This window comes from Faecalimonas umbilicata, from assembly GCF_042846195.1.
GTDB classification, from domain to species: domain Bacteria; phylum Bacillota; class Clostridia; order Lachnospirales; family Lachnospiraceae; genus Faecalimonas; species Faecalimonas umbilicata.
Map to the genome: position 1 here is coordinate 582,421 of NZ_AP031411.1, position 20,771 is coordinate 603,191.

The window sequence follows — 20,771 nt, forward strand, 5'->3', positions numbered from 1 at the left end:
TGAGGATACCGTGCATCGGCATTGCTATTTTCACGGAAATGCGTTATGGTAGAAAAAAGATAAAGGAGGTATTTTTCACATGCGTTTAAAAGGAAAAGTTGTACTGATCACAGCTTCTACAAGAGGAATTGGACTGGCTTGTGCAGTCAGATGTGCAAAAGAAGGAGCGGTTGTCTATATGGCAGCGAGAAATATGGAGCGTGCAGAGGCGCGTGCAAAGGAGTTAAATGAGCAGGGTTATACAGTGAAGACGGTATTTAACGATGCTTCCGACAAGGACAGCTATCGCACAATGGTAGAGGAAGTGATCCGCCAGGAAGGAAGGATCGATGTTCTTGTCAATAATTTCGGAACATCCAATCCGAAGAAAGATTTGGATATTAAAAGTACAGAATACGAGGAATTTATTGGAACATTGGATATGAATCTGGCGAGTGTATTTCTTCCGGTACAGACAGTGATCCCACATATGGCAAAGCAGGGCGGTGGAAGTATTATCAATATTTCTTCCGTCGGAGGACTTCGTCCGGATATCTCGCAGATTGCTTATGGAACGAGCAAAGCGGCAATTAATTATATGACAAAGTTGATCGCAGTGCAGGCGGCAAGAGATAACATCCGCTGTAATGCAGTGCTTCCGGGAATGACGGCAACAGATGCGGTCAAAGATAATCTGTCAGATGATTTCCGTGAGTTCTTCCTAAAACATACTCCGATCCGCAGGATGGGAGAACCAGAAGAAATTGCAGCAGCGGTTGTCTATTTTGCGAGTGATGATGCAGCCTATACAACAGGGCAGATCATGGATGTCTCTGGAGGATTTGGGATGCCTACACCGGTATACGGAGATATGATCGAGCGGACAGATAGAAGATAAAGCAAGGTGATTTCAGAAAGAACGGAAAATAGGTTTACAAATGTGCTTATAAAAGGAGACGAAAAGAGAAAAAATCTTTGTAATTTTTGATGCTTACTGCTAAAATAATATAAAGAAATTACAAAGAAATGGAGAGAACGAGTGGATAAAGAATACAAGATTAAGATTGGAAAGATTATTTTTCAAGCAGCGAAGATTGCAGTTGGAAGCTGTGGGGCGATTTCTATTGCAATGGCACTGAATTTGGAGTATGCAACGACGGCAGGGATCATTACACTGCTTTCAATTGTACCGACGAAATGGGATACACTGAAGCTTTCGATGTATCGGGTCATTACTTTTTTGTTGTCGGTGATTGTTGCGTGGACCTTTTTCCAGCATATGGACAGTGAGTGGCTGGCATACGGATTGTTTATATTTCTTCTGGTTGTGTTCTCAGAATGGACGGGATTGAAAGCGACGATCTCGGTCAATGCAGTAACGGGAACTCATTTTTTGATGACACACGATTTCAGTCTGGAATTTATTCTCAATGAATTTCTTCTTGTACTGATCGGGATTGGATTTGCAGCGGTGTTGAATCTGTTTCATTATAATAATGCGCAGCAGAGAAGTCTTGTGGAAGATATGCGGTATGTAGAGAGAAAACTTCAGCAGATTATGGAAGAGTTGGAGAAATATCTCCGGAACATTCCGATGGATGAGAATGTGTGGGATGATATTATCTCGTTGGAGAAGAAATTGGAATACCATGTAGAAGCCGCATATGAATACCAGAACAATACATTTCAGTCTCATCCGGGATATTACATCGACTATTTTGAAATGCGTACAAAGCAATGTAATGTGTTGCACAACCTGCATTATGAGATGAAAAAGATTCGTTATATCCCGAAAGAAGCAGATATCGTTGCGGATTACATCTCCTATCTGCGACCATTTGTGACAGAGAAAAATGATCCTACTCCACAGATCGAGAAATTACATGAATTATTTGATGAAATTCATTACTATGAATTGCCAAAGACAACGGATGATTTTGAGAGTCGGGCAAAGTTATACCATATTTTGATGGATCTCGAAGAATTTCTCATTTTTAATCGAAGATTTGTGGAAGGCTTGGATGAGCGACAGAGAAGAATTTACTGGGAAGAATAGAGTAAGCACAAATGTAGGTCAAAAAGAGAACAGCATTTCTGTAAAATAAAATATGAAAAAACTTGGGGCACTTAAGATTTCTTCCCACAATCTTAAGTGCCTGTTTCTTTGCGCTAGAGAAATCAGTGTATAAGGAAAGAAAACTGCTTGACTTTTGGAGAAGAGTTTCTCTTATAATAGAGAGGACATACTGGATTACGAAAGAGGGTGTGTCCTCTCTATCTGTGTACAATCGGAAATAAATAGAATTGGAGCGATAAACTATGGCGATCATACTTGATTATCAACTGAGAGAACAAATTCCCCATGATGTTGAAAAATTTCCTATTACATATTTTTGTGATGAACTTGCTGCGCTTCCCAACTGGGCAGGACCTTTACATTGGCATCCTGATTTTGAAATTGCCACTGCGGTAAGTGGTGTGCTGGATTTTCAAGTTGGGCAACATCATGTGATACTGAAAGCAGGTGACAGTATATTGGTTAATGGAAATATCCTGCATGGAATCAAGCAGTTATCTGGCGATATTCCTGATCCGATGCCGAATATTGTCTTTTCGGGTGCTTTAATTGCATCTGAAACTAGTGATATTTATCAAAAATATATTCAACCTGTCGCAAACTGTGATGCTTTGCCTTTTATTGTGTTTGATCAAAAAAATAGTTGGCACAATGAAGTGAATCAGTTGGTTAAAAATGTTTACGGTCTGATGTCTGAACAAAGGCAATGTTACGAAATGGCTGTGCAACGCGAACTTAGCAGTATATTTCAATGCATCTTTTCGAATTTTGATGAATTACCTAAAACAGAAAATACACGCATCCAAATCAATACTCAAATACGCATCCAAAAGATGCTCTCGTATATCCGGGAGCATTATGCAGAAGCCGTCACACTGGAAGAGATTGCCCGATCTGCCAGTATCAGCCGCAGCGAAGCGGGACGTTGCTTTAACGCATATGTAGGATGTTCTCCAGTGGATGCGTTGATTCAGCATCGACTTCAAGTTGCACACAGACTTATAAAAGATACAACGCGGTCTCTTCAAGAAATCAGTTATTCCTGTGGTTTTAATTCGGTACACTACTTTAGCCGTCAGTTTCGGAAAACCTATGGGTATACACCGGGACAATATCGTGCTTTGGGTAAATAGTGCTTTTATTTGGGTCTTTTGTGACTTTGTTTTGATTGGATATGATGATATAATGCAATCCGACTATAATATTACATTCATTTTAAAGGAGCAGTTATGACAAAACAAAAAAACTACAAAAAAACACTTATAGCTTGCCACCTCGGTTTTGTTACCCAAGCGATATCTGCAAATTTCACTCCACTGTTATTTTTGACGTTTAAGAACACTTATGGAATTGGATTTGAAAAGATTGCGTTGATTCCGATGGTATTCTATCTCACACAATTACTGATTGATCTTGCTGCTACAAAATTTGTTGACAAAATAGGATACCGTACCTGTGTAGTTTCGTCTCAGGTGTTATCCGCAGCAGGGCTTGTTTCAATGGCTATTCTGCCTGAACTGCTTCCTGTTTCCTTTGCGGGTATTCTGATTGCAGTCATCCTTTATGCTATGGGCAGTGGTCTTATTGAAGTATTAGTAAGTCCGATTGTGGAAGCTTGTCCTTTTGAAAACAAAGATGGGATGATGAGTTTACTACACTCCTTTTATTGTTGGGGGGCTGTAGGTGTGATTTTAGGTTCCACCCTCTTTTTTACAGTATTTGGTGTAGAAAATTGGAAGATACTTACAATGATTTGGGCAGTGGTGCCGTTATATAATGCATTCAATTTCATCTCTTGTCCGATGGAACGTTTAGTGGAAGATGGAAAGAGTATGCGGATCAGCCAATTGCTTAGATTGCCGTTGTTCTGGTTGATGATATTGCTTATGGTATGTTCCGGTGCATCTGAAGCGTCTATGGCTCAATGGGCATCTTCGTTTACAGAATCTGCGATGGGTGTTTCTAAAACGGTTGGTGATTTGGCGGGGCCTTGCCTGTTTGCGGTATTTATGGGAATATCCGGAATAGTATATGGAAAAATGAGCGAGAAGCTGGACTTGACTAAAACAATGTTGGTATGTGGTGTGTTATGCGTAATATGCTATTTGATGGCATCTCTGTCTTCAACACCAATGATCGGATTGGCAGGTTGTGCCCTTTGCGGACTTTCGGTTGGGATTATGTGGCCGGGAACGATCAGTATTTCGTCACAGAAGTGTCCAAGGGGTGGCACGGCAATGTTTGCATTTTTAGCTCTGGCAGGAGATTTAGGCGCTACGATCAGTCCTGCAATGGTAGGAAATGTTTCTAATATGTTTGGCGGGAATCTCAAAGTGGGATTGTTTGCTGCGACTGTATTTCCACTGATACTGATTGTCGGATTGGCTGTACAGCTGAAAGGAAAGAGGAAAGAAAAAACGGCATAGCCAAAAAGGCATGCCGTTTTAAAGTGAAAATTTGAGAGATAAAATCATTGGGGCACCTTCCGAAAGGAAAGTGCCCCAATGATTTTATCTCTGTTCAAATGTATGCGGAAAATGGGACTTGAACCCACACGTGGTAACCCACACTAGAACCTGAATCTAGCTCGTCTGCCATTCCGACATTTCCGCTAACAAAATGTATTTTATCATATGGAAAATGAAAAAGCAAGAGAAAAATAAAAAAATGTTGACAAAATTGATTATTGTGATATACTTTGAATATCAAAATATTTTAAAACAAAATAATAAGAAAGAAAAAGTAAAACAATGGTAGGAAGAGTGACAGGAACCGGCTCGTATGTGCCGGAGAACTATTATGACAATTATGATTTAGAGAAGTTTGTGGATACGAGTGATTCATGGATTCGGGAACGGACCGGAATCGCAAGACGACATATTATATCAGAAGAAGAGACAACGGTCACGATGGCATGGAAAGCTTCCGAGAGGGCGCTGGAAGATGCAAAGATCCATGCAGAGGAAATTGATCTGATCATTGTAGCGACGATTTCTTCGAATGTAGTCCTTCCGTGTACCGCATGTGAGGTGCAGAAGAGACTTGGCGCGAAACATGCAGTCTGTTTTGATCTAAATGCAGCATGTACAGGATTTCTATTTGCTTACAATACTGCGCAGACTTATATTGCAGCGGGACTTGCAAAATGCGCACTTGTTATAGGAACCGAGAGTTTGTCTAAGCTTGTGGACTGGACAGACAGGAGTACTTGTATTTTGTTCGGTGACGGAGCAGGAGCCGCTATACTTCAGGCAGAAGAGGGCGATTTTCCGTCGATGGTATTCCATTCAAACGGGGCACAGGGGGAGGCGCTCTCCTGTGGCAGTAGAGCAGACTATATTCATATGGATGGACAGGCGGTATTTAAATTTGCGGTCCGACAAGTGCCTCTATGTATCAGTGAATTGTTAGAGAAGGAGGGGCTTGCACCGGAAGATATCGATTATTTTATCCTGCATCAGGCGAATCAGAGAATTGTAGAGGCAGTTGCAAGGAGGCTTGGACTTACAGTAGAAAAATTCCCAATGAACCTTCAGGAGTATGGAAATACTTCCTCGGCAAGTATTCCAATCCTGCTTGCTGAGCTGAAGCAATCAGGTGTACTGAAACAAGGACAGAAGATTGTGCTGGCAGGGTTTGGAGCAGGACTTTCCTGGGGAGCCACATTGATTGAGTGGTAATAAAAAGGGTAATTCCCGGAGAAATGAAAGATGTTTCTGCCGGATTACAAATAAAATGAAAAAATGAAAAACGCATGCAGACCATCTGGATGTAAGAGAAAAAGGAGAATATTCACTATGTTAGAAAAGGTAAAAGAAATTGTAGCAGATTCATTAGGAGCAGATGTAAGTACATTGACTGCAGAGTCATCTTTTAAGGAAGATCTGGGAGCAGATTCCCTTGACTTATTTGAGATGGTTATGGCTTTTGAGGAAGAATTTGGAAGAGAGATTCCGACAGAGGATTTAGAACAGCTGACAACAATCGGAGCAGTTGTTGCATACTTAGAGAAATAAAAAAGACAGGAAAAGGAAAGGTGTCCGTATGAGAACAGATGTGACAAAACTACTTGAAATTGAATATCCGATTCTTCAGGGAGGAATGGCATGGGTTGCAGAGCATCATCTTGCAGCCGCTGTATCCGAAGCCGGAGGTCTGGGATTGATCGGAGCAGCGAGCGCGCCGGGAGAATGGGTGCGGGAGCAGATCCAGAAGGTGAAAGAGCGAACAGAGAAGCCGTTTGGGGTCAACATTATGCTGATGAGTCCATATGCCGATGAAGTAGCGAAAGTCGTGGCGGAAGAAGGTGTGAAGGTTGTGACGACCGGCGCAGGAAATCCGGAAAAATATATGAACCTGTGGAAGGATGCGGGCATCAAAGTTATTCCAGTTGTGGCATCCGTCGCGTTGGCAAAGAGAATGGAACGGTGCGGCGCAGATGCGGTTGTGGCAGAAGGTTCTGAGGCGGGGGGACATATCGGAGAAAACACGACGATGGTACTCGTTCCTCAGATTGCCGATGCAGTATCCATCCCAGTCATTGCAGCGGGAGGAATTGCAGATGGGCGCGGGGTTGCAGCATCCTTGATGCTGGGGGCATCCGCAGTGCAGGTTGGCACACACTTTGTCGTGACAAAGGAGTCGGTGGTGCACGAGAATTATAAGAAATGTATTATCAAAGCGAAAGATATTGATTCAAAAGTAACAGGAAGAAGTACCGGACATCCAATCCGTGTACTGAGAAATCAGATGACAAAAGAATACCTTCGGCTGGAAAAAGAAGGAGCTTCTTTTGAAGAATTAGAAAAGCTTACGCTTGGAGCGCTTAGAAAGGCAGTCGTGGAAGGAGATGTAGTCAATGGCAGTCTGATGGCAGGATTAAGTGCAGGTCTTGTCAAAGAGGAATTCAGCTGTCGGGAATTGATTCAAAAACTGATGAGCGAGGCGGAAGCGTGTCTGAAAGGGGCGAAGCTTTATGAGTAAAATAGCATTTATTTTCCCGGGACAGGGTGCACAGAAGACTGGTATGGGAAAAGATTTTTATGAACAAAGCCAGAGGGCAGCAGAAATTTATGATGCTGCATCTAAGAGGCTAAAAGAAGAAATGGAAATAGACATCAGAACTCTTTGTTTTGATGAGAATGATAAATTAGACCAGACAGCTTACACACAGGCAGCACTTGTGACCACTTGTCTTGCGATGGCAAGGACCTTGGAAGAAAAGGGTGTTCGTGCAGATGTAACGGCGGGTTTAAGTCTAGGGGAATACTGTGCTATCGCAGTAGCAGGCGGAATGTCTGATCTGGACGCAGTCTGGGCAGTACGAAAAAGAGGAGTCCTTATGGAAGAGGCAGTGCCGACGGGAGTTGGTGCAATGGCAGCAGTTCTAGGACTTTCTGCAGAGCAGATTGAGAAAGTAACAGAGGAGATCAAGGGAGTGACGGTCGCAAACTATAATTGCCCGGGACAAGTGGTGATCACCGGGGAAACGGACAGTGTGGATGCGGCAAAAGAAAAGCTATTGGAGTGTGGTGCCAAGAGAGTACTTCCGCTAAATGTGAGTGGTCCATTTCATTCGCCGATGTTAAAAGAGGCAGGAGAAAAACTGTCCGAGGTGCTTGACCAGATCCACTTCCATGAGCTGGAACTTCCATATGTGACAAATGTGACAGCAGAACCGATCACAGATATTTGTAAGACAAAAGAACTGCTGAAGGAGCAAGTGGCGGCCTCTGTCAGATGGCAGCAGAGTATGGAGCGGATGATCGAAGATGGTGTAGATACTTTTATAGAGATTGGTCCGGGAAAGACACTGGCAGGCTTTTTAAAGAAGATCAATCGAACGGTCACGGTTATGAACATTAGTTGTATTGAAGATGTGGATAAAGTAGCTTCGGCAGTAAATCTATGTGGAGAACTTTAATGGGAAGAAAAGCGCCTGGCAGAATCTGACAGAAAGGAAGCAGAGAGGATAGCATTCTCTGGTACGAAAAAAGATGGATAGAAAAGAAGAACAAAATCAGGAAAGAAATGGACAGAAAGAAATTTTTGCGGGAAAAGTTGCGGTTGTGACTGGAGCTTCTCGTGGGATTGGACGTGCAATCGCTCTGGAACTTGCCCGAAAAGGAGCAATGGTTGTGATCAACTATAACGGATCGGAAGAGCGAGCGCAGGAAGTACAGAAGTGTATCGAAGAAGAAGGAAATGAAGCAGCCATCATGCAGTGCGATGTATCTGACTTTCAGGCATGCGAAGCATTTTTCAAAAAGGTGATCGAACAGTTTGGAAGGCTGGATATTCTTGTAAATAATGCGGGAATTACGAAAGATGGATTGTTGATGAAGCTGTCTGAGGATGATTTTGACAGTGTGGTGGATACAAATCTGAAAGGAAGCTTTCACTGTATGAGATTTGCGGCAAGACAGATGATCCGGCAGAGAAGTGGAAGGATTATCAATCTGTCCTCTGTTTCCGGTGTAATGGGAAATGCAGGGCAGACAAATTATTCTGCGTCAAAAGCAGGCGTGATTGGGCTGACAAAAGCGGCAGCGCGGGAGCTGGCGGCAAAAAATATTACAGTGAATGCAATTGCACCTGGATTTATTTCAACAGATATGACAGAAAAACTTTCCGATCGCGTAAGAGAAACGGTGGTGACACAGATTCCGATGGGGCATTTCGGGACAGTGGAAGATATTGCACATGCGGCAGTATTTCTTGCTACAGAAGAAGCGGCATATATTACCGGGCAGGTACTCTGTGTGGACGGCGGAATGGCAATGTAGAAAATGAGGGAGAACGACATGAAAAGAAGAGTAGTTGTGACAGGATTAGGAGCAGTGACTCCGATCGGCAATAATGTGGAAACATTCTGGAATGGAATCAAAGAGGGGAAAGTCGGGATCGGGCCGATCACAAAGTTTGATACAGCTGAGTATAAAGTAAAGATTGCGGCGGAAGTGAAAGGGTTTTCCGCAAAAGAACATATGGATTTTAAAGCAGCAAAACGAATGGAATTATTTTCCCAGTATGCAGTGGCGGCGGCAAAAGAGGCCTGTGCCGATGCCGGACTTGAGATGGAAAAAGAGGATCCGTATCGGGTAGGAGTTATCATAGGATCTGGGATCGGAAGTCTTGCGACAGTCGAGAAAGAGTATGAAAAGATACTGGAAAAAGGGCCGGCAAGAGTCAATCCGCTCATGGTGCCATTGATGATCTCTAATATGGCAGCAGGAAACGTGTCGATTCACACTGGAGCTAAGGGAAAATGTACAAGTGTTGTTACAGCCTGTGCATCTGGAACCAATTCGATTGGAGATGCGTTCCGGGCAATCCAGTATGGCGATGCAGATGTGATGTTTGCAGGTGGAAGTGAGAGCTGCATCTGTCCGACCGGAGTTGCAGGGTTTACGGCCTTGACTGCATTGACAACAACAGAAGATCCACTTCGTGCCTCCATCCCGTTTGACAAGGAACGGAGCGGATTCGTACTCGGAGAAGGAGCGGGCATTGTTGTGCTTGAAGAATTAGAACACGCAAAGGCAAGAGGAGCGAGAATCTACGCAGAAGTCATCGGATATGGCTGTACTGCCGATGCATTTCATATCACTTCTCCGGCGGAAGATGGAAGCGGCGCCCAAAAGGCAATGCAGCTTGCGATGGAGGAGGCAGGAATTGCGCCGGAAGAGGTGGATTATATCAATGCACATGGAACAAGCACCCACCACAATGACTTGTTTGAAACAAGGGCAGTGATCGCTGCATTTGGAGAGGCAGCACATAAACTTAAGATCAATTCTACAAAATCGATGATCGGTCATCTGCTCGGAGCGGCAGGCGCTGTGGAATTTATTACTTGTGTCAAATCCATAGAAGAAGGGTTTATCCATCAGACTGTGGGAACTACGGAGGCAGATCAAGAGTGCACACTTGATTATGTGCTCGGTGCGCCTGTCAGACAGGAAGTGTGCTGTGCGATGAGTAACTCACTTGGATTTGGCGGACATAATGCAACACTTCTGATCAGAAAGTATCATTAGTACGATCGGATTCGCTTTCAGAAAGTCATTGGGAAAAGAGGTACAAGAAATGGAAACAGAACAGTTAATACAGCTGATTCAGGCGGTGTCTGCATCGGAACTGACACAGTTTAAGTATGAAGAAAAGGGAGTGAAGATCTCTCTTAGAAAAGGAGAAAGAAGGACTGGATGCCATACCGGTATAACTGCAGAAGGAGATATGGAAAGTCAGATCAGTTTCTCTGGAAATGCAACTTCCGGGAAGAAAATGGTAGAGGAAGAGGCAAGCAGATTGGATTCGCAGAAAGAAAAGAAGCAAGAAAATCTGGCACAGAACTGCGAGGGAGTTCAGGAGGAACCAGAAGGAACGATTGTGACCTCACCGCTTGTCGGAACATTTTATGAAGCTCCGGCAGAGGGAGAAGCGCCTTATGTGAAAGTGGGCGATATTGTTCAGAAAGGGCAGATGCTTGCAATCGTGGAGGCGATGAAGCTGATGAATGACATTGAAAGCGATTTTGCAGGTACTGTGGCAGAAATCTATGTGGCAAATGGAGAGGTGGTTTCTTACGGACAACCGTTGTTTCGAATTGTAGAAGGGAAGTAGAGAGATGAAACGATTGAATGTAAAGGAAATAGAAGCGATTATTCCACATCGCCATCCATTTCTTCTGATTGATTATATAGAAGATTATGAGCCGGGGAAATATGCGGTCGGATATAAATGTGTGAGTTATCGGGAGGAATTTTTTAAAGGACATTTCCCGCAAGAACCGGTGATGCCGGGAGTATTGATCGTGGAGGCACTGGCGCAGGTCGGAGCTGTAGCCATTTTGAGCATGGAGGAAAATCAAGGCAAAACAGCTTATTTCGGAGGAATCCAGAAATGTCGCTTTCGTGAGAAAGTGATTCCGGGAGATCAATTGAAGCTGGAAACAAAAATCATTAGACAGAAAGGACCGCTTGGAATTGGGGAGGCAGTAGCAAGTGTGAATGGGAAAATCGCAGCGACTGCAGAGCTGACGTTTATGGTAGGATAGGAAAAAGGGTGGAACTATGATAAAGAAAGTATTAGTCGCGAACCGCGGAGAAATCGCGGTGCGTATTATAAGGGCATGTCGGGAGATGGGAATTGAGACAGTTGCAGTGTATTCGCAGGCAGATGAGGAGGCGCTTCATACACAGCTTGCAGATGAAGCAATCTGTATCGGACCGGCACAATCTTCAGAAAGCTATCTGAATATGGAGCAGATCATCAGTGCCACCTTAGTATCCGGGGCAGATGCCATTCATCCAGGATTTGGATTTTTATCGGAGAACAGTAAATTTGTGGAACTGTGTGAGAAATGCAACATTACGTTTATCGGTCCTTCCTCTGAAGTGATTCAAAAGATGGGGAATAAAGCACAGGCTCGGAGCACAATGATAGAAGCGGGTGTTCCGGTCATTCCGGGAAGTAAGGAAGCAGTAAGAGACGTTTCACATGGCGCTGAAATTGCAGAGGAGATCGGTTATCCGGTAATGATCAAGGCGGCGCTTGGAGGCGGCGGCAAGGGAATGCGTGTGGCAGAAACCCGCGAGACATTTGCGGCAAGCTTTCAGACGGCTCAGAAAGAAGCACAGATGGCATTCGGAGATGGAACGATGTATCTTGAGCGATTTGTGAGAAATCCACGTCATATTGAATTTCAGATTCTGGCAGATTGGTACGGGAACGCAATCCATTTGGGAGAGCGTGACTGTTCGATTCAGAGAAATCATCAGAAGATGATTGAGGAGTCACCGTCTGCGGTGATTGATGAGGAACTTCGCAGTAGAATGGGACAGGCGGCAGTGCAGGCGGCAAAGGCGGCAGGCTATACCAATGCAGGAACCATTGAATTTCTTCTGGAAAGAGATGGTCAGTTCTATTTTATGGAGATGAATACGAGGATTCAGGTGGAGCACCCAGTGACAGAGTGGGTGACCGGAATCGATCTGATCCAGGAACAGATACGGATTGCATCCGGACTGCCTCTATCTTACCGGCAGGAGGACATCAAGCTTTCCGGGCATGCGATTGAGTGCAGGATCAATGCGGAAAATCCGGACAAAAATTTCCGCCCATCTCCGGGTACGATCACAGATCTTTATCTGCCGGGCGGAAAGGGCGTGCGGATTGACACGGCGATTTACAGCGGATATACAGTTCCGGCATATTATGATTCTATGCTGGCGAAGCTGATCGTACATGCAGATACAAGAGAACAGGCGATCAGCAAAATGCGTACTGCGCTTGGCGAAGTGATCATCGAAGGAATTGACACGAATATTGATTATCAGTATGAAATTATGAATCATCCGGATTATCAATCCGGAAAGATTGATATTGAATTTATCTCTAAATGGCAGAGGTAGGAGTGAAAAGACATGAAGCTGAAAAATATGTTTAAGAAAACCGGTGCAAAGAATTATATTTCCCTGACGGAAGGAAGAAAGCCGGAAGTACCGGAAGGGCTTTTGCGAAAATGTAATAACTGTAAAGCTGCAATCATCGCGGAGGATGTCAGAAGAGGATATTATATCTGTCCAAAGTGTCATGCGTACTTTCGTATGGATGCATGGAGAAGAATTGAGACAATCGTAGATCCGGATAGTTTTGAAGTGTGGGAGGAAGCAATTTTAGATGGAAATCCCATGGGATTTCCGGGGTATGAAGAAAAATTACAGAATGTGCGGGAGAAGACCGGACTTGATGAGGCAGTTGTGATTGGAAAGGCAGAGATTGAAGGAAGGAAAGTTGTACTTGGAGTCTGTGACGGAAGATTTCTCATGGCAAGTATGGGGGAGGCTGTCGGCGAAAAGATCGCGAGGGCAGTAGAGCGTGCGACAAAAGAGAAACTTCCGGTCATTCTCTTTGCCTGCTCCGGTGGGGCGAGAATGCAGGAAGGGATTTTTTCTTTAATGCAGATGGCAAAGACGGCAGCGGCATTAAAACGTCACAGTGATGCGGGACATCTGTATATCTCGGTGCTTACCGATCCGACGACCGGAGGTGTGACCGCAAGCTTTGCGATGCTTGGGGATTTGATTTTGGCAGAGCCAAATGCGCTGATCGGTTTTGCGGGTCCTCGTGTCATTGAACAGACGATCGGACAGAAACTTCCGAAGGGCTTTCAGCGGGCCGAGTTTCTTTTAGAGCATGGCTTCATTGATCAGATTGTAGAGCGGGAAAAGCTGCGTGAAACATTGGGAAAAATCTTGAAATTACATCCGGGACAACCAGATCGTACTGCGCAGACTAAAGCAGAGGAGATGCAGAACAAAAAGCAAAACGAGAAAGAAGAGGAGGAACTGTGTCAGATACGGGAAATGACACCGTGGGAGCGTGTACAGGTTTCCAGAAAAAAAGATCGCCCGGTTGGATCTGACTACATCAGGGAGTTATTTGATGATTTTGTGGAACTGCATGGAGACCGTCTTTTTGGAGACGACAAGGCGGTTATCGGCGGGATCGCACAGTTCTGTGGGGAACCAGTCACGGTCATCGTACAGGAAAAAGGGACAACGACAAAAGAAAATATTGCGAGGAATTTTGGAATGCCGTCACCAGAAGGGTATCGAAAGGCATTGCGCCTGATGAAGCAGGCGGAAAAATTCCATCGTCCGGTTCTCTGCTTGGTCGATACACCGGGGGCATTTTGCGGCCTAGAGGCAGAAGAGCGAGGACAGGGAGAGGCAATTGCAAGAAATATCTATGAGATGTCTGCGCTCAAAGTTCCGATCCTCTCTGTGATCATCGGGGAGGGTGGAAGCGGCGGTGCACTTGCACTGGCGACAGCAGATGAGGTGTGGATGATGGAAAATTCAATCTACTCGATCTTATCACCGGAAGGGTTTGCATCAATTTTGTGGAAGGACAGTAAGCGGGCAAAAGAAGCCGCGGAAGTTATGCGACTGACTGCAAAAGATTTGTATGAGGCAGGAATTGTAGAGCAGGTCTTTGCAGAACCGGAAGCATTCACAAGTGAGACATTTGCTCCGGTGACAAAGAAACTTCGAGAGCATATCAGAAGATTTTTGAAAACGTATCAGGGAATGGAAGAGTCAGAGCGCACAGAAAGAAGATATCAGAGGTTCCGGAGACTGTAAGAGAAATACACATCGAAAATGAGTAAGCAAAGAGATAGGTATCAGGTATGAAGTTAGAAGAAAAAGGATTACGAATTGGGGAAAAGCAGCTCAAAGTTCCGATCCTCCAGGGAGGAATGGGAGTCGGGATCAGTCTTGGCAGACTGGCCGGGAGCGTGGCAAAAGAAGGTGCGATTGGTATCATTTCAGCAGCGCAGATAGGGTATCAGGAGCCTGATTTTGACACAGATGCAAGAAAGGCAAATTTGCGTGCAATTGAAAAAGAGATGGAGGAAGCAAGGGCAATCTCGCCGGATGGGATTATTGGATTTAATATTATGGTAGCGATGCGCCATTATGAAGACTATGTCCGGGAGGCTGTCCGTGCCGGAGCAGATCTGATCATTTCGGGTGCAGGCCTTCCGACAGAACTTTCGAAATATGTGGCAGAGAGCAACGTACAGATTGCACCGATTGTCTCCACGGAAAAATCAGCGAAAGTCATTCTGAAATATTGGGATAAGAAATATCAGCGAACGGCAGATGTGCTTGTGATCGAAGGACCGTCTGCCGGAGGGCATCTCGGATTTACAAAGGAACAGATTACATATTATGATGTAGAAACTTATGCCGGGGAAATCAAAAAGATCAAGAATGTTGTCCGAGAATACGAAGAGCGCTATGGAAGGAAGATTCCTCTGTTTTTGGCAGGTGGAATTGAGAATCACAGTGATGTAAATCGGGCACTTTCACTTGGTATGGATGGTGTACAAGTGGCGACAAGATTTGTGACAACAAAAGAATGTGATGCCGATCAACGATATAAAGAAGCATATTTAAATGCAACAGAAGAGGATATCGTTATTGTGAAAAGTCCGGTGGGAATGCCGGGACGTGCGATTTTAAACTCGTTTATGAAGAAAGTGATGGCGGGGGAGCAGATCCCTCACAGTCCGTGTCATGGATGCATTAAAAATTGCAGACCGCAGGAGATTCCTTATTGTATTACGGATGCGCTGATCGCGGCGGCAAAGGGCGATATTGAACATGCGCTGCTGTTTTGTGGAGCATATGCTTACCGGGCACAAAAAATAGAAACCGTGAAAGAAGTCATTGCTTCTTTGATGAATCCGTGTGTATAATATCAACATAAGAATGTCGGCAGCAGACAAAAACAAGATGTTGGTAAAGGAGCCGGAGACAGTGAATACATATGAAACAATCAATCATGTTCTCGTTCATTTGTTTAATGAAATATGGGAGCTGGAAGAAAAGGCGATCATCACAGAAGAATACAAAGATATCAGTAACAATGACATGCATATCATCGAAGCAATCGGGCTGGGGGAAGGAAGTACGATGTCTGTGATTGCAAAAAAACTGAATATTACCGCAGGATCACTTACGACATCGATGAACAGTCTTGTGAATAAGAAATATGCAGTCAGAGAGCGGAGTGAGCAGGATAGGCGTGTCGTTCATATCCGTCTGACCAAAAAGGGAGAGCGGGCATTTTATCACCATCAGGAATTCCACCGGAAGATGACAGAGGCAGTGATCAATTGTCTCGGGGAAGAGGAACTGCCGGTGCTTTTAAAGACACTGGATAAATTGTCGGAATTTTTTAGAGAATATCCGATTGAGCAGGGAGAGAAAAAGGAATAGGAGGAATGCTCGTGGAAGAGGAAAGCAGACACGAGATAGAGCGGTTACAGAAGATGATCGATGAAAGTCAAAAAATTGTATTTTTCGGCGGCGCAGGGGTATCTACGGAGAGTGGGATTCCTGATTTCCGAAGTGCAGACGGGCTGTATCAGCAAAATTATAAGTATACCCCGGAGCAGGTTGTGAGCCATAGTTTCTTTGTGCGCAATCCGGAGGCATTTTATGAATTTTATAAGGAGAAAATGATGTTTTTGGAGGCGGAGCCGAATCCAGCCCACGAAAAGCTGGCACAGTTGGAGTATGTGGGGAAACTGACTGCGGTGATCACGCAGAATATCGATGGTTTGCACCAGAAAGCGGGGAGTGAACAGGTGCTGGAACTGCATGGAAGCATTCATAGAAATTACTGTCAGAAATGTGGAAAGTTCTATGACGCAGCCACCGTGAAGGAAGCAGAAGGAATTCCGAGATGTATCTGTGGAGGAATCATTAAGCCGGATGTTGTTCTGTATGAGGAGGGCTTAGACAGCAGTGTGATCCGGCGTGCGATCCGGGCGATCAGCGAGGCAGATATGCTGATCATCGGGGGAACATCCCTTGTTGTTTATCCGGCAGCTGGATTTATTGATTATTTCCGTGGAAAATATCTTGTGGTCATTAATAAAAGTGAGACAGCGAGAACTGTGGAGGCAGATCTTTGTATCCGCAGGCCAATCGGGGAAGTATTTGCACAGATTCAGCTGTAAATTGAGATGATTCATCTGGCGGGGAATATCTCCATTCTTTTTCATATAAGAATGTAACATAAGAAGGATTTGGAATTTTGCCAAATCCTTCTTATAATTTTGTGTCATATTTTTCTAGAGTGCAAAGACTATTGTGGTTCGGTCATCGTAAATGGATTAAGCAGCACATCTGCTTCACTTGGGCATAGAAGCCCTTTTTCGATGACGAGTTTGCGAACCGGAATTCCAGTCTTTAAAGATTCTTTCGCAATCTCAGCAGAAGGTTTGTAACCGATCGTTGGGCATAATGCAGTGGAGATTCCAACACTTGCATCGACTAATTCTTCGCAGTGCTTCTCATTTGCGGTAATTCCAAGGATACAGTTATCTGTCAGAGTCTGTACTGCTGATGTCAAGGTTTCAATCGATTCAAATAAATTATAGAAGACGACCGGTTCGAAGGCATTTAATTCTAACTGTCCCGCTTCCGCAGCCATCGTGATCGTGCAGTCATTACCGATAATGTTAAATGCGACCTGAGATACGACTTCCGGAATGACTGGATTGATCTTTCCAGGCATAATCGAGGAACCGTTCTGCTTTGGCGGGAGCGTGATTTCGGCAAAACCAGTGCGTGGACCACTGCTCAGAAGGCGAAGGTCATTACAAAGTTTGGATAAGTTGACGGCACAAGTTTTTAGAGAGGAAGAGACCGTCACAAATCCGTCCAGATTCTGTGTCGCATCAAACAAGTCATCTGCGGATGCGAACGGAAGTCCAGTCAGTTCTGCAATTTTCGGGCAGATATGCTGTAAATAGGAGTGGCTGACATTGATTGCAGTTCCAATGGCAGTTCCCCCCATATTCAGGCGGTACATTTCTTTCTGAGCGTTTTCCAGACGATGGATATCTCTTTGGATCACGGAAGCATAAGCATGGAAAGACTGACCGAGTCGCATCGGCACAGCATCTTGAAGCTGTGTACGTCCCATTTTTAAAATGTGGTCAAATTGCTTTGATTTCTCTAACAGTGCATTCAAAAGCCGTTCCAGTTCTCTGAAAAGAGGAACAAGCAGTTTTAATACGGTTAGTTTTCCGGCGCTTGGAATGATATCATTTGTGGACTGAGCCATATTGACGTGGTCATTAGGATGTACATGCTGATAGGAACCTTTTGTTCCGCCAAGTAATTCGTCAGCACGATTAGCAATAACTTCGTTAGCATTCATATTTGCAGAAGTTCCGGCACCACCCTGAATGGCATCTACGATGAACTGATCAAAAAGTTTCCCCTCTAAAATTTCGTCGCAGGCAGTGCAGATCGCTTCGGACACTTCGCTGGAAAGTTCGCCCGCATTTTCATTTGTAAGTGCGGCAGCCTTCTTTAAAATGACGATGCTTTTGATAAACTCCGGATGGAGTGGTCTGCTTGTAATGGGAAAATTGTGCTTGGCGCGAAGGGACTGTACTCCATAATACGCATCAGCAGGGACTTCTAAAATACCTATAGAATCAGCTTCTAATCTTGTTTTCATAGTTTCTTTCCTCCGTAATCTCTTTCAAAACGCTGTCTGCCGGTAACATATACTTACAGACAAATTTCTTCTGACTTATATATAACACGGACAGAGAAAGGAGAAAAGGAGAAGAGAAAAAGTGTGAAAAGAAAGAAAAAATAAAGTATAAGTAGTTAGAAATGTTAATATGAAACGATAAAAACTTTATTTTTTTAAGAAAGATTTAGGAGAAAGTTTTTGGCAAAATTAGTAGAAAGGATTGTAATTCTTTGAGAAGTTCTCTATAATGGCAGGAAGGAGGAAGGATGATGGATCAGATAGACAGAGAGATCATGAATATGCTGCAGAAGAATGCGAGAATACCACTGAAGGCAATCGCACAGGAAGTACACTTGTCTATTCCTGCAGTTTCAGCGCGGGTAGAGCGATTGGAGCGGGAGAATGTCATCTGTGGATATACAATGATCGCAGATCCGGTGAAGATGGGATACCATATTACTGCATTTATCAATATGGAGTTAAAACCGGAACAAAAGGATGGATTTTGCAAATTTATCCGGGGGGTTCGGAATGTGGCAGAGTGCAATCATATTACAGGAGCCTACTCTATGTTGATCAAAGTACTGTTTCCAAGTACCATGGAATTAGATCGGTTTGTTGGAACGCTTCAGAAATATGGAAAGACACAGACACAGATCGTATTTTCTTCGATTGTAAGTGCAAGGAGTATAGGTCCGCTTGAGCAGGAGGAGTCGAAGAAAAAAGGATAGTCTTCAGAAGGAATAGAAAAAGATAAGAATAAGAATATATAAGGCGTCTGTAATAGAAGAGGCAGTTACAAAATGGAAAAAATCATTTTGTAACTGCCTTTTTCAGAAAATCTAGTTCTATTTTCCGCAAATACTGCATCCAAGCGCACATCCGGTTGGAGTTCCGGCGCATCCGCCCATAGCTGTTTCCCGCAGTTCGAATGGAAGGCTTTGCCCGACACGGTGCATAGCTTCTGCCATTTCGTCAAATGGAATCGGATGTTTCACACCACTTAATGCGAGCTCTGCACAGGTGATCGCATTTGCGACACCGATCGCATTCCGGCTTTGGCATGGGGATTCTACAAGACCTGCAATTGGGTCGCAGACGAGTCCGAGTAGATTGGAAAGTGCAAAGCTTGCAGCGTGAAGACACATCTCAGGAGTTCCCCCCATGATTTCAACGACAGCGCTGGCAGCCATTGCAGAGGCCGCGCCTACTTCTGCCTGACATCCGGCTTCCGCACCGGAGACAGAGGCATTTCGCATTAAGATATAACCAATCGCGCTTGCATTTAGAAGACCGTCGTAAATGCTGTTATCCGGAAGGGCATGTACTTCCTCCAGAGCGAGCAGGACACCCGGCAACACGCCTGAAGAACCGGCAGTTGGTGCTGCAACGATCAGTCCCATGGAAGCATTGACTTCAAGAACAGCCATACTGTAAGCAATTGCTTTTGATAGCATAGAACCACATACACTGTTTGGGGAGGAGGAATGATCTGCTACTTTCTTCGCTTCTCCGCCGAGGAGACCGCCGATGGAACGGACTGGTTCTTTTAAAGGCTTATGAACGGAATCTTTCATGATGGCAAGCACCGTCTCTAGTTTTACCTGAATTTCTTCGGCAGAGAGACTGCCCATAGTAATCTCGCGCTGCTTCATGGCAGAAGAGATTGATATCTTTTCTTTTTGACATAAATCTAATAAATCTTGTCCTGAATAAAAATCCATAATGTCTCCTCCTACATCTGAATGAGCATCAGATCAGATACATGCTCATGTGTTTTGATTTTCTCTAATACAGACGATGGAATCGTCTCATCGGATTCTACAACGGTAAATGCATTGGCGCCTTTGTCCTCGCGGAAGAGACGCATAAATGCGATATTTACATTTTCTTCGCTCAGACACTGGGTAATGTGGGCTACTACGCCAGGTTTGTCTGTCTGACTGACGATGAGGGTGCTGTATTCTCCCGTGAACTCTACATCGATCTGGTTGATCCGGACAATTTTCATCTTGCCCCCTCCGATCGATTCGCCGCGGATCGATAAGGTATGCCCGGTCACGCCTATAAGATCAATGTCGGCAGTGTTTGGGTGATTCGTCATCGTTTTCTCATCAATGATATATTCGTACTCCACACCTCGCTCAGTTGCAATGGAAAACGCATCACGGATCCGTTCATCATCGGTAGAAAAACCGAGAATTCCCCCCAGCAGCGCACGGTCAGTTCCATGTCCGTGGTAAGTTTTGGCGAAAGAGCCATAAAGGGTGAACGTTACTTTTTTCACTTCTTCCGGAAACATTTTTCTTGCGAGAAGTGCAATCGATACGGCGCCAGCCGTGTGTGAACTGGAAGGACCGATCATGTTAGGGCCGATCACATCAAATATACTTAAAAAGTTCATAAACTATCCTCCTGAGAGATTTTTTGCATAACTATTTATAGTATAGCATAAAAGGAGCAGGAAAATAAAGAACCGGGAGCAGAATTTGTTGAGAGATTACGAGGAACCGTTCCAAGGATAGAAAAGAGGATCAGATTCCAAAAGTGTAAAAAGAGAGTGAAAAAATCGTCGGATAGCACAAAAAGGATATGGCAAAATAACCAAAATAGGATGGCTAAAACTATGGAGAATATACAA

20 protein-coding genes, 1 tRNA gene and 1 pseudogene are annotated in these 20,771 nt (G+C 44.3%); 18 read left to right on the forward strand and 4 right to left on the reverse strand.

All coding sequences use genetic code 11. From position 1 onward, the window contains the following. Positions 1-79: 79 nt before the first annotated feature. The 4 genes from ACGG81_RS02945 to ACGG81_RS02960 all read left to right on the forward strand — a co-directional run bounded on the left by ACGG81_RS02945 (position 80) and on the right by ACGG81_RS02960 (position 4,482). Positions 80-877: an SDR family NAD(P)-dependent oxidoreductase gene (locus tag ACGG81_RS02945; protein WP_390109490.1), complete on the forward strand. Its 798-nt coding sequence runs from the start codon at positions 80-82 to the stop codon at positions 875-877. 141 nt (positions 878-1,018) lie between these two features. Continuing rightward, the gene (locus ACGG81_RS02950; protein ID WP_390109493.1) at positions 1,019-2,035 is read left to right on the forward strand and encodes an aromatic acid exporter family protein; all 1,017 of its coding nucleotides are present in this window, start codon (positions 1,019-1,021) and stop codon (positions 2,033-2,035) included. A gap of 263 nt (positions 2,036-2,298) precedes the next feature. Continuing rightward, positions 2,299-3,189: an AraC family transcriptional regulator gene (locus ACGG81_RS02955; protein ID WP_120105434.1), complete on the forward strand. Its 891-nt coding sequence runs from the start codon at positions 2,299-2,301 to the stop codon at positions 3,187-3,189. Positions 3,190-3,285: 96 nt separating this feature from the next. After that, positions 3,286-4,482 (forward strand): MFS transporter, encoded by a 1,197-nt coding sequence (locus ACGG81_RS02960; protein ID WP_390109496.1) that lies wholly within the window; start codon positions 3,286-3,288, stop codon positions 4,480-4,482. Positions 4,483-4,585: 103 nt separating this feature from the next. On the opposite strand, the gene ACGG81_RS02965 is transcribed toward ACGG81_RS02960, so the two are convergent. Continuing rightward, positions 4,586-4,668: transfer RNA gene (locus ACGG81_RS02965), tRNA-Leu, on the reverse strand. Between the two features lie 138 nt (positions 4,669-4,806). On the opposite strand from ACGG81_RS02965, the gene ACGG81_RS02970 reads away from it, so the two are divergent. The 13 genes and pseudogenes from ACGG81_RS02970 to ACGG81_RS03030 all read left to right on the forward strand — a co-directional run bounded on the left by ACGG81_RS02970 (position 4,807) and on the right by ACGG81_RS03030 (position 16,595). Further along, positions 4,807-5,736 (forward strand): beta-ketoacyl-ACP synthase III, encoded by a 930-nt coding sequence (locus ACGG81_RS02970; protein ID WP_390109499.1) that lies wholly within the window; start codon positions 4,807-4,809, stop codon positions 5,734-5,736. A 117-nt stretch (positions 5,737-5,853) separates the two neighbouring features. Then, a complete protein-coding gene (gene acpP / locus ACGG81_RS02975; protein WP_008976653.1) occupies positions 5,854-6,072 on the forward strand; it encodes an acyl carrier protein in 219 nt (72 codons plus the stop codon). Positions 6,073-6,097: 25 nt separating this feature from the next. After that, positions 6,098-7,039 (forward strand): annotated as a pseudogene (gene fabK, locus ACGG81_RS02980) (enoyl-[acyl-carrier-protein] reductase FabK); the annotation flags it as partial. After that, the gene (fabD, locus tag ACGG81_RS02985) at positions 7,032-7,979 is read left to right on the forward strand and encodes an ACP S-malonyltransferase (RefSeq protein ID WP_009263066.1); all 948 of its coding nucleotides are present in this window, start codon (positions 7,032-7,034) and stop codon (positions 7,977-7,979) included. The pseudogene fabK and the gene fabD, both read left to right, overlap by 8 nt. 73 nt (positions 7,980-8,052) lie before the next feature. Next, a complete protein-coding gene (gene fabG / locus ACGG81_RS02990) occupies positions 8,053-8,841 on the forward strand; it encodes a 3-oxoacyl-[acyl-carrier-protein] reductase (protein WP_320853069.1) in 789 nt (262 codons plus the stop codon). 18 nt (positions 8,842-8,859) lie between these two features. After that, positions 8,860-10,095, forward strand: a complete 1,236-nt coding sequence (gene fabF, locus ACGG81_RS02995; RefSeq protein ID WP_390109503.1) for a beta-ketoacyl-ACP synthase II — start codon at positions 8,860-8,862, stop codon at positions 10,093-10,095. A gap of 49 nt (positions 10,096-10,144) precedes the next feature. Next, the gene (gene accB, locus ACGG81_RS03000; protein ID WP_270196352.1) at positions 10,145-10,681 is read left to right on the forward strand and encodes an acetyl-CoA carboxylase biotin carboxyl carrier protein; all 537 of its coding nucleotides are present in this window, start codon (positions 10,145-10,147) and stop codon (positions 10,679-10,681) included. A gap of 4 nt (positions 10,682-10,685) precedes the next feature. Then, positions 10,686-11,114, forward strand: coding sequence for a 3-hydroxyacyl-ACP dehydratase FabZ (fabZ, locus tag ACGG81_RS03005; RefSeq protein ID WP_008976647.1), 429 nt, complete (start codon positions 10,686-10,688; stop codon positions 11,112-11,114). Positions 11,115-11,130: 16 nt separating this feature from the next. Then, a complete protein-coding gene (locus tag ACGG81_RS03010; protein WP_390109508.1) occupies positions 11,131-12,471 on the forward strand; it encodes an acetyl-CoA carboxylase biotin carboxylase subunit in 1,341 nt (446 codons plus the stop codon). Between the two features lie 12 nt (positions 12,472-12,483). Then, positions 12,484-14,205: an acetyl-CoA carboxylase carboxyltransferase subunit alpha gene (locus ACGG81_RS03015; RefSeq protein WP_390109511.1), complete on the forward strand. Its 1,722-nt coding sequence runs from the start codon at positions 12,484-12,486 to the stop codon at positions 14,203-14,205. A gap of 47 nt (positions 14,206-14,252) precedes the next feature. Further along, positions 14,253-15,326 (forward strand): NAD(P)H-dependent flavin oxidoreductase, encoded by a 1,074-nt coding sequence (locus tag ACGG81_RS03020; protein WP_390109514.1) that lies wholly within the window; start codon positions 14,253-14,255, stop codon positions 15,324-15,326. A gap of 61 nt (positions 15,327-15,387) precedes the next feature. Beyond that, complete coding sequence (locus ACGG81_RS03025; protein ID WP_009263059.1) at positions 15,388-15,849, forward strand: MarR family winged helix-turn-helix transcriptional regulator; 462 nt, start codon at positions 15,388-15,390, stop codon at positions 15,847-15,849. Between the two features lie 5 nt (positions 15,850-15,854). Next, a complete protein-coding gene (locus ACGG81_RS03030; RefSeq protein ID WP_390109517.1) occupies positions 15,855-16,595 on the forward strand; it encodes an NAD-dependent protein deacylase in 741 nt (246 codons plus the stop codon). A 128-nt stretch (positions 16,596-16,723) separates the two neighbouring features. On the opposite strand, the gene ACGG81_RS03035 is transcribed toward ACGG81_RS03030, so the two are convergent. Continuing rightward, positions 16,724-18,109 (reverse strand): aspartate ammonia-lyase, encoded by a 1,386-nt coding sequence (locus tag ACGG81_RS03035; protein WP_008976640.1) that lies wholly within the window; start codon positions 18,107-18,109, stop codon positions 16,724-16,726. A gap of 290 nt (positions 18,110-18,399) precedes the next feature. Between ACGG81_RS03035 and ACGG81_RS03040 the strand changes: the two genes are divergently transcribed. Next, positions 18,400-18,861 carry an Lrp/AsnC family transcriptional regulator gene (locus ACGG81_RS03040; protein ID WP_009263056.1) on the forward strand — a complete coding sequence of 154 codons (462 nt, stop codon included), beginning with the start codon at positions 18,400-18,402 and terminating at the stop codon, positions 18,859-18,861. A gap of 117 nt (positions 18,862-18,978) precedes the next feature. Here the strand turns inward: ACGG81_RS03040 and sdaAA are convergent, their stop codons facing one another. Next, positions 18,979-19,854, reverse strand: coding sequence for an L-serine ammonia-lyase, iron-sulfur-dependent, subunit alpha (gene sdaAA / locus ACGG81_RS03045; protein WP_320853063.1), 876 nt, complete (start codon positions 19,852-19,854; stop codon positions 18,979-18,981). A gap of 11 nt (positions 19,855-19,865) precedes the next feature. After that, positions 19,866-20,534 (reverse strand): L-serine ammonia-lyase, iron-sulfur-dependent subunit beta, encoded by a 669-nt coding sequence (gene sdaAB / locus ACGG81_RS03050; protein ID WP_009263054.1) that lies wholly within the window; start codon positions 20,532-20,534, stop codon positions 19,866-19,868. Between the last annotated feature and the right edge of the window lie 237 nt (positions 20,535-20,771).